Below are 8,357 nucleotides of genomic sequence, written 5' to 3'. Positions count from 1 at the left end.
CATTTCCCTCATTCATTGGGTTTATTGTATTCGGCATTCACTTATTACACTGGTTTCAGGGTAAATAGTGGGGAGTATAAGCTAATGGGCTTAGCTCCTTATGGAAATTCAGCTTCGGCACAACTGAAGTCCTTTAAAGAGATTATTCTCAAAGAATTGGTAGATATTCGGGAAGATGGATCCTTACTCCTGAATATGAAATATTTCAATTTCGCCACAGGTTTGCAAATGACCAATGATAAAAAATGGACGAGATTATTTGGCTTACCACCTCGAATCGAAGAAATGCCAATCACGCAGGAGTATATGAATTTGGCTTTAGCCATTCAACAAATAACGGAAGAAGTTGTAATAAAACTTGCTGAAACAGCAAAAAGACTCACTAACTCAGAAAACTTGGTAATGGCTGGTGGTGTTGCATTGAATAGCGTTGCAAATGGAAAAGTACTTAAAACTAACTTATTCAAAAACATTTGGATACAACCTGCAGCAGGTGATGCTGGAGGAGCTTTAGGTGCTGCATATTTGGCCTGGTATGTTTGGAAAGGTGAAAAAAGAGTAAAAATTGAGTATCCTGACTCTATGAAGGGAGCATTCCTTGGGCCTGAATTTTATGATAAGGATATCATAGGAGTTATTCGAAAATATCAGGCTAACTACCATCATTATGATAGTTTTCAGGAGCTAATCAAATTCACAGCAGCAAAAATTAATGAAGGAAATGTAGTCGGATGGTTTCAAGGACGCATGGAATATGGTCCCAGAGCACTAGGTAACAGAAGTATTCTAGGGGATGCAAGAAATCCTGAAATGCAGAAAAAGATGAATCTCAAAATCAAATATCGAGAAGGATTCCGACCTTTTGCCCCAACTGTTCTTGAAGAAGATATTAATGAATACTTCGATATCAGCTGCCCATCTCCTTATATGCTTCACGTAATTCCGGTGTTAGATAAAAGGTTAATTCAATTACCAGAAAATTTCAGAAACATGGAATTGTATGAGCGATTATACACATTACGCTCTGATGTGCCTGCTATTACTCACATTGATAATTCAGCTCGAATTCAAAGTGTCCATAAAAATACAAATTTCAAATATTGGAGTTTGATTAATGAGTTTAAGCGTCAAACTGGATATGGTGTAATCGTAAACACCAGTTTCAATGTTAGAGGAGAACCCATTGTTTGTACACCAGATGATGCATTCAGATGCTTTATGCGAACAGAAATGGATTATTTGGTGATGGGCAACTATATTTTTGATAAAAAAATGCAGACAAACCTGAAAAACGATTCTAATTGGAAAGAAGAGTTTAAGCTGGATTAAACATCAATACGTATTATTTAAGTGTAGGAAGAATGTATTACTATTTTTTGTGGGCATAGTCGTGGTCTTTGGATTATGCTCTTGCCAAAAGGAATTGGATTTAAACAGACTTGAATACTACAATGTTCACGATTTCTTGAATTCAAAAAACTGCAATACCAAATGTGGGAACCAAGCTGAATGTGAAGGACAACTGACTCGACTTAAAGGATTTATTGATGAATTCCATACAAACCGAGAAAGCAATACTTTTTATTTATTTGACTTGAATAAGAGCAATGTAAATATTGAAGTAAAGGTAGATTCAACTATTAGCGACTTCATATTTGATTTCATACAAGCGAACAGCAAAAGCAACTTCAAAATAAAAGGAATTATTGAAGGCTACGACAGACCAACAAACTTCACATGCACAAGAGGTTTTATCATTCATTTACTGTCTGAAAAGGATTTGGAAGTAGAATAAATGAGCCATTTATCCATCTTTCAAACTTAATTGAACATTATTTTCAACTATTTATACACAGATTATTTATAAAAGCTGTGAACAAAAAGCCCTCTGGTTGCCCTAATACCACATTTCATTTTTTGCTTTGTTTATTATTATTTTCAGAAAAGCCGTTTATATGCCTTAATGTACGATTATACTCCAACAATCTTATTTTCAAGCATTTACAAAAACAAAATAATATCTATTTTAGAAATTAATTTATATATTAATAGATAATTAATGTTTTATATACATTATAAGTAAAAAAAAACATTTTTGCAAGAAATTTTACACACTAAAAGTAAAAAATATATGTAAACGTTTTTTTGCAATTGATTGATATTTCAATACATTTGCGCTTTAATTTAAATCAGAGCACAGTTTTATGGATATTTTCAAAAAGATTTCAGAAAGACCTGGACCATTAGGTCAGTATTCTTCTTATGCACATGGATATTTCATGTTCCCAACATTGGAAGGAGAGATTTCGAATCGGATGAAATTTAGAGGGGAAGAAAAAATTATTTGGAGTTTAAACAATTACCTTGGCCTGGCCAACCACCCTGAAGTTAGGGAAGCTGATGCTCAAGGAGCAGCAGAATTTGGACTTGCTCGTCCTATGGGAGCCAGAATGATGTCAGGTGATTCTCCATATCATCAACAATTAGAAAACGAATTATCTGAATTTGTTAGAAAAGATGATACTTTTTTACTCAACTTTGGTTATCAAGGAGTTGTTTCAATCCTAGATTGTATTTTAGATAGACATGATATATTGGTATATGATGCTGAGTCACACGCATGTATTGTAGATGGCGCAAGACTTCATATGGGTAAACGCTTTGCGTTTAAGCACAATGACATGGAAAGCCTTGAAAAGCAACTCCAGCATGCATCTGCACTTGTTACTGATAAAGGAGGAATCCTTGTCGTTAGTGAAGGTGTATTTGGAATGTCAGGTAATCAAGGAGATTTGAAAGGTATTGTTGAATTAAAGAAAAAATTTAACTTCAGAATATTTATTGATGATGCGCATGGTTTTGGTGTTATGGGTCCAAAAGGAGAAGGAACTCATATTCATCAGGATGTTCAGGATGAAATTGATATGTATTTCTCAACATTTGCTAAATCAATGGCCAGTATAGGTGCTTTTGTATCAGCAAACAAAGAAATCATAACTTACTTGAGGTATAATATGCGTTCTCAGATATACGCAAAGTCATTGCCACTCCCTCTTGTTATTGGAGATTTAAAACGTCTTGATTTAATCAGACGAAGTACTGAACACAAAGATAAACTTTGGGTAGTTGTTAATAAATTGCAAGAAGGACTTACAGAAAGAGGTTTAGATATAGGAACAACAAATTCATGTGTTACACCTGTTTATCTGAAAGGAAGTGTTCCTGAAGCAGCAAATTTGATTATTGACCTTCGCGAAAATTATGGTATCTTCTGTTCATTAGTTGTTTACCCTGTTATTCCAAAAGGGGAAATAATGATCAGAATTGTTGCAAGTGCAAATCATACTGATGATGATATTCAGAAAACATTAGATGCTTTCACTGAAATTAAACAAAAATTGAATGATAAGTATTACTCCACAGAGGAAGTAATATTTCCTAATAAGTAATTTTTAATCTTTTAACTTCATAAATATTTAATTATGAACAGATATGCTCAATTAAGAGAGTTATTACTCTCACTCGAAACAGATTTCATTAAATTCTATGAAAAAAACAACAAAGCTGCTGGAACAAGAGTAAGAAAAGGTATGCAGCAACTGAAAGTTTTGGCTCAGGACATCAGAAGTGAGGTTCAGGGTTTAAAGAACGATGACGAGTAAACCAGCTTAAGTAATTTTATTACTTAACCAACGTATAAATGAACTGTATAATCACATAGATTATGCAGTTTGTTTTTATGTATTATAAGATAAGAAATACCAACCATAACAGACTACTATAAATAAGCCAGGTCTTTATCGGCAGATAGGACTTTAGCTTCACTCCTTCTTTCTTGACAAAAAATATCAGTATCAATTCGTACACATAAAATGCCGATAAGGTGGCAAAAGGTACTGCAAAAATGCCAAAACGGCTAATCAGTAATAATCCCAGTCCAAAATTAACCGAAAACTCTATTGCTGAAGCATACATGACTTGTCTGTTTTTTTGCATGCCCAATAAAACTGTTTGCGGGAATACCATTCTACTGACAACTAGTAACAAATAAATATTGAATATTTTGTAGGAATCTTCAAACGTTTCGGTGAAGGCAAAGCGATAAATATACTGACTACTAAGCATCAGTACTAGCGTTAATGGAAATAGTATATGCATTAACCTTTTTGAACTATTCTTAAGCTGAGCTAAGGAGTCCTTCAATTTTCCATTGGCAATTGCATTCGCCACGGTTCCGCTTAAAACAACACTCAATGTGTTGGCCAAAATACGAGAAAGAGGAAACTCTCTGGCTCCATAACGAAATAGTGCAAATTCATGATCTGAAGCATAAGACTTTACGATAAAACCATTTACATATTCAGTACTTCCACCTATCAATAAAGTTATAATTATGGGTGTGGATTTCGATAAATAGGCTTTTACTAATGCAAAATCGAAAGATGCTTTGCCATATTTCCTGACCAAAAAAACAAGAAAGATAAATTTAAACAAAGCGAGAACAGCTATACAATATACAGCCACCAATAAGCTAGCTCCAAAAAACAAGGGAACACAAAACACCAGCAATTGAATACTAAAAACGATAATAGCGTACAGTATAATTGACTTGTTTTTCTGATTGACCAAATAGATATATTCGATCAAAAAACTGGGTGAATTAAACAAAATGAATAATCCGTATGCAATAAAAAGCGACACATTAATAGTATCGAAAAACATAGCTCCCAGAGCAATAACAGCAAAAAATGAAAGAATAGATAAAGCCGATAATGAAATAAAGGTATTGTAAATTACCGATTTTCTGTCCTCTTCGCTTTTATTGTAATAATAAGGCAAAAAAGTAGTCATCAGACCTGATACCCAAAAAAATGTTAGTCCAGTACCTACTAGTAACAATGTCTCATACTGACTGATGATTTTTGTATCCTTGTAAAACTGGGCCAGAAAAATTGAAACACCAAATACAACTGCTGTTCGAACCAATTGTACTATTTGCAGGCTAAAAACCTTATTGTCGAGTTTATTTAGCAGTAAGCTTAATCTCACAAATTCTTGAATTATGGGTTAAACAGGATAACGTATTGCCCAAATACTATCGTAATTATTCTCAATATATTGTTCAGTTATACTGATACATTCATTTAATTTCTCAACAATATCCGCTTGACAAAAGATTGGCAAGCTAACTCTTTCCAACACTTTATTAAGAACAAAGATGATAGCCTCGTTATTGGTATATTTATATAAATATCTTTTTGATCTGAATTTGTCGAAAAATGTACAAAACGACTGAATTACTGCTTCATCTTCTTTATAAAACAAATCGCCAACTTCCTGAATATCTATTTGATCTAAATCGGCATAAAATAACTCCAGAATTTGAGGTTCCTTTTTAATAATTACCCGATCAATAATCAATTCCAATAAAATATGCGCCAGAAAATGCTTTCTTTTTCGAACTGTTTCAATTTGAGAAACAGTAAATAAAGACTTAATATATTTGGTATGTGTGATAAAATAGTCTGACTGATGAAATAAGGAATCCAAATCATAATGTTTTAATACTCCTTTAACTATCTGCATATTGTATTCAGAAATTGCCTCAATATGATTCCTGTCAGTTACTTTCCACCCTCGTTTTTGAATACTCAGTAAATCGGGCAGAATTAATCCAAAATTATAATGTGGATTTCCCCTTTCTCCATCCAAATAGTAATGAGCAATAAAATTCATATAATGAAGGTTATCATATTATTGAATACAAATAGATACGTTTTAAATCTTCCATTTTACTAGAATCTAAAATCCTAATCAACCCTGAAAAAACTTAAAAGCAGTTGTTTAGGTTTATTTATCATCTGTTTTGTTCCTAAGAAAGTTAAAATAAAATTACCATTTGCCGAGTTAATTTACTTTTTGTTATCCCCAATTGTGCATCCACATGGAAACACCTAATTTTGCAAAAAAAACAATATATGAATTTTGTAGAAGAATTGAGATGGAGAGGTATGATTCATGATGTGATGCCGGGAACTGAAGAACAACTAAGTAAAAGTCTGACGACTGCCTATATTGGATTTGACCCTACCTCCGACTCCTTACATATAGGAAGCTTGGTTCAAATAATGATTTTGGTTCATTTCCAACGCTCTGGTCATAAGCCTATTGCTTTGGTTGGAGGGGCAACAGGAATGGTCGGAGATCCTTCAGGGAAATCTAAAGAAAGAAACTTATTATCCAAAGAAATTCTTGACCAGAATCTTTCAGCTATACAAAAACAATTAGAAAAATTCCTTGACTTTGATTGTGGTGAAAATTCAGCCGAAATTGTTAATAATTACGATTGGTTCAAGGAAATGAACTTTTTGGATTTCATTAGAGATACAGGAAAGCACATTACAGTAAATTATATGATGTCGAAAGAATCTGTAAAAAGCAGATTAGAAACGGGCATGTCATTCACTGAATTCTCCTATCAATTAATTCAGGGGTATGATTTTTACTGGTTGTATAAAAATAAAAATTGCAAACTTCAATTGGGTGGATCCGATCAATGGGGAAATATTGTTACGGGTACAGAATTGATTCGCAGAAAAGATGGAGGCGAAGCTTTTGCCATCACATCTCCCCTATTAAAAAAAGCTGATGGCGGTAAATTTGGAAAAACCGAAGATGGAAATGTATGGCTTAATCCAGCTTATACAACTCCCTACAAGTTTTATCAATTTTGGCTCAATACATCTGATGAAGACGCTCAAAACTATATTAAAGTATTTACACTTTTATCAAAAGAAACAATAGAATCGTTAATAGAAGAGCACAATAAGGAACCGCATTTACGTTTGTTACAAAAAAAACTTGCTGAAGAAGTTACCGTTTATGTTCACTCCCAAGAAGAGTATGAAAATGCCATTGAAGCATCTCAAATACTTTTTGGAAAAGGCACATCAGAGAATTTAGCTAAACTTGATGAGGCAACTTTCTTATCCGTTTTTGAAGGAGTTCCTCAAAGCGAACTATCACAAGCAGATATTGAAGAAGGAATTTCATTGGCCGAATTATTAGCAGAAAAAACTGATATTTTTCCTTCCAAAGGAGAATTCAAACGTTTTGTGAAAGGTGGTGGTTTATCTATCAATAAAAATAAAATCATTGATGCGGATTTGGTAATTAATGAAACGTCATTATTAAATAAAAAATACATACTTGTTCAAAAAGGCAAGAAAAATTATTACTTAATAAGCATAAACAAATGATTGACAAGGAGCTGGCTAAAACAAAATTTAAAGAAATAGATAAAGAACATCTATTGAAAGTGATAGAGGCTACCTTATTGGAATTCCCTAAGAAATTGGATTTGGTATTGAAGAATAGTAAAGATCAGTTTTTTGAGGAAACACGCTATTATGCCCGACATATCCGCGAATCCTATGCTTTTGTTTTTCATGATACAGAATTGAATAAATTCTGCCATAAAATTGAGGAAGCAGTGGATACAAACGACAGAGGGATTATCATGAACTGCATCAATGATTTGCAGAAATATGGACCAGCGTTTATTGCTGATTTGAATGCATTTTATAAAGACTTAACTACTAAAATATGAGATATTTACAAAGCTTAATCATCTTCCTTGCCCTTCCTTTATTGAGTCAGGCTCAGGATGAAAAAGAATGGGGAATTCCGTATAATCAAGAAAAGGAATCAATAATTTATGAAGCTGTTATTGACGTAGCTGGAGCTTCAAAAGCAGAATTATATGAACGAGCCATTGCTTGGATAAACACCTATTACACGGCTGGAGCAAATAAAATAACAACAAAAAGCAAAGAAGAAGGTATACTTGAATTAAAAGATCGTCTTATGTTTTATAAGATGCATAAAAAATCAAAAGTAACCGATGTAATTATTGATTATAATTTAACCATTTGGTTTAAAGATGGACGGTTTAAGTATCAAATTACTAATTTCAGAGCTTTTCAGGGAAGCACCTCCCCTCATATTGAACAATGGATGCAGGCCAGATATTCCGATCCGGATATCGCAATGGAAAGATTCTCTAAACTCAATATCGAAATTGAGAAGCTAGTTGAAAATATGACCAGCAATCTCTCAAATAATAAGCAGAAAGATGATGATGATTGGTAGATTATGATTCTGGGATTTCCTCTTCTTCGCGGCTGAAATAATTGTAAAGGAAATCATTTATTCCCTCATTTCCTAAATTAAGAAACTTGGTAACTAATCAGGGATATATGTAGCAAGGCAATTTAAGCCCTCAAGAACATTGTTTCTAGACTTGATGATTGTATCAATAATTGACCTGTTTATTGCGAAAGTCTGAGCACCATTTG

At 33.3% G+C, this 8,357-nt stretch carries 9 protein-coding genes; 7 read left to right on the top strand and 2 right to left on the bottom strand.

The window, feature by feature from the left end; translation table 11 throughout:
* The 4 genes from HOG71_11915 to HOG71_11900 form a co-directional block, all read left to right on the top strand.
* Positions 1-1,329: hypothetical protein (locus HOG71_11915; protein ID MBT5991547.1), on the top strand; the 1,329-nt coding region annotated here is incomplete at its 5' end.
* A 94-nt stretch (positions 1,330-1,423) separates the two neighbouring features.
* Entirely contained in the window at positions 1,424-1,795 is a 372-nt protein-coding gene (locus HOG71_11910) for a hypothetical protein (protein ID MBT5991546.1), read from the top strand.
* Positions 1,796-2,204: 409 nt separating this feature from the next.
* Positions 2,205-3,449 (top strand): pyridoxal phosphate-dependent aminotransferase family protein, encoded by a 1,245-nt coding sequence (locus tag HOG71_11905; protein MBT5991545.1) that lies wholly within the window; start codon positions 2,205-2,207, stop codon positions 3,447-3,449.
* A gap of 33 nt (positions 3,450-3,482) precedes the next feature.
* On the top strand, positions 3,483-3,662 hold the full coding sequence (locus HOG71_11900; GenBank protein ID MBT5991544.1) for a histone H1: 180 nt from the start codon (positions 3,483-3,485) through the stop codon (positions 3,660-3,662).
* A gap of 82 nt (positions 3,663-3,744) precedes the next feature.
* Here HOG71_11900 and HOG71_11895 read toward each other — a convergent pair whose 3' ends face one another.
* Entirely contained in the window at positions 3,745-5,049 is a 1,305-nt protein-coding gene (locus tag HOG71_11895) for a hypothetical protein (protein MBT5991543.1), read from the bottom strand.
* Between the two features lie 18 nt (positions 5,050-5,067).
* The gene (locus HOG71_11890; protein MBT5991542.1) at positions 5,068-5,736 is read right to left on the bottom strand and encodes a hypothetical protein; all 669 of its coding nucleotides are present in this window, start codon (positions 5,734-5,736) and stop codon (positions 5,068-5,070) included.
* 242 nt (positions 5,737-5,978) lie between these two features.
* Here HOG71_11890 and HOG71_11885 point away from each other — a divergent pair, with 242 nt between their 5' ends.
* From HOG71_11885 to HOG71_11875, 3 genes are read left to right on the top strand one after another with little or no spacing between them, the layout of a single operon-like run.
* Complete coding sequence (locus HOG71_11885; GenBank protein ID MBT5991541.1) at positions 5,979-7,259, top strand: tyrosine--tRNA ligase; 1,281 nt, start codon at positions 5,979-5,981, stop codon at positions 7,257-7,259.
* Complete coding sequence (locus HOG71_11880) at positions 7,256-7,609, top strand: hypothetical protein (GenBank protein ID MBT5991540.1); 354 nt, start codon at positions 7,256-7,258, stop codon at positions 7,607-7,609. Before HOG71_11885 ends, HOG71_11880 begins: the two co-directional genes overlap by 4 nt.
* Positions 7,606-8,151, top strand: a complete 546-nt coding sequence (locus HOG71_11875) for a DUF4468 domain-containing protein (GenBank protein MBT5991539.1) — start codon at positions 7,606-7,608, stop codon at positions 8,149-8,151. Before HOG71_11880 ends, HOG71_11875 begins: the two co-directional genes overlap by 4 nt.
* Positions 8,152-8,357 lie beyond the last annotated feature (206 nt).

The sequence above is a fragment of the Bacteroidota bacterium genome (genome assembly GCA_018698135.1).
In the GTDB taxonomy this organism is placed as follows: Bacteria; Bacteroidota; Bacteroidia; order CAILMK01; family JAAYUY01; genus JABINZ01.
This window is presented reverse-complemented; position numbering and strand designations above follow the sequence as displayed.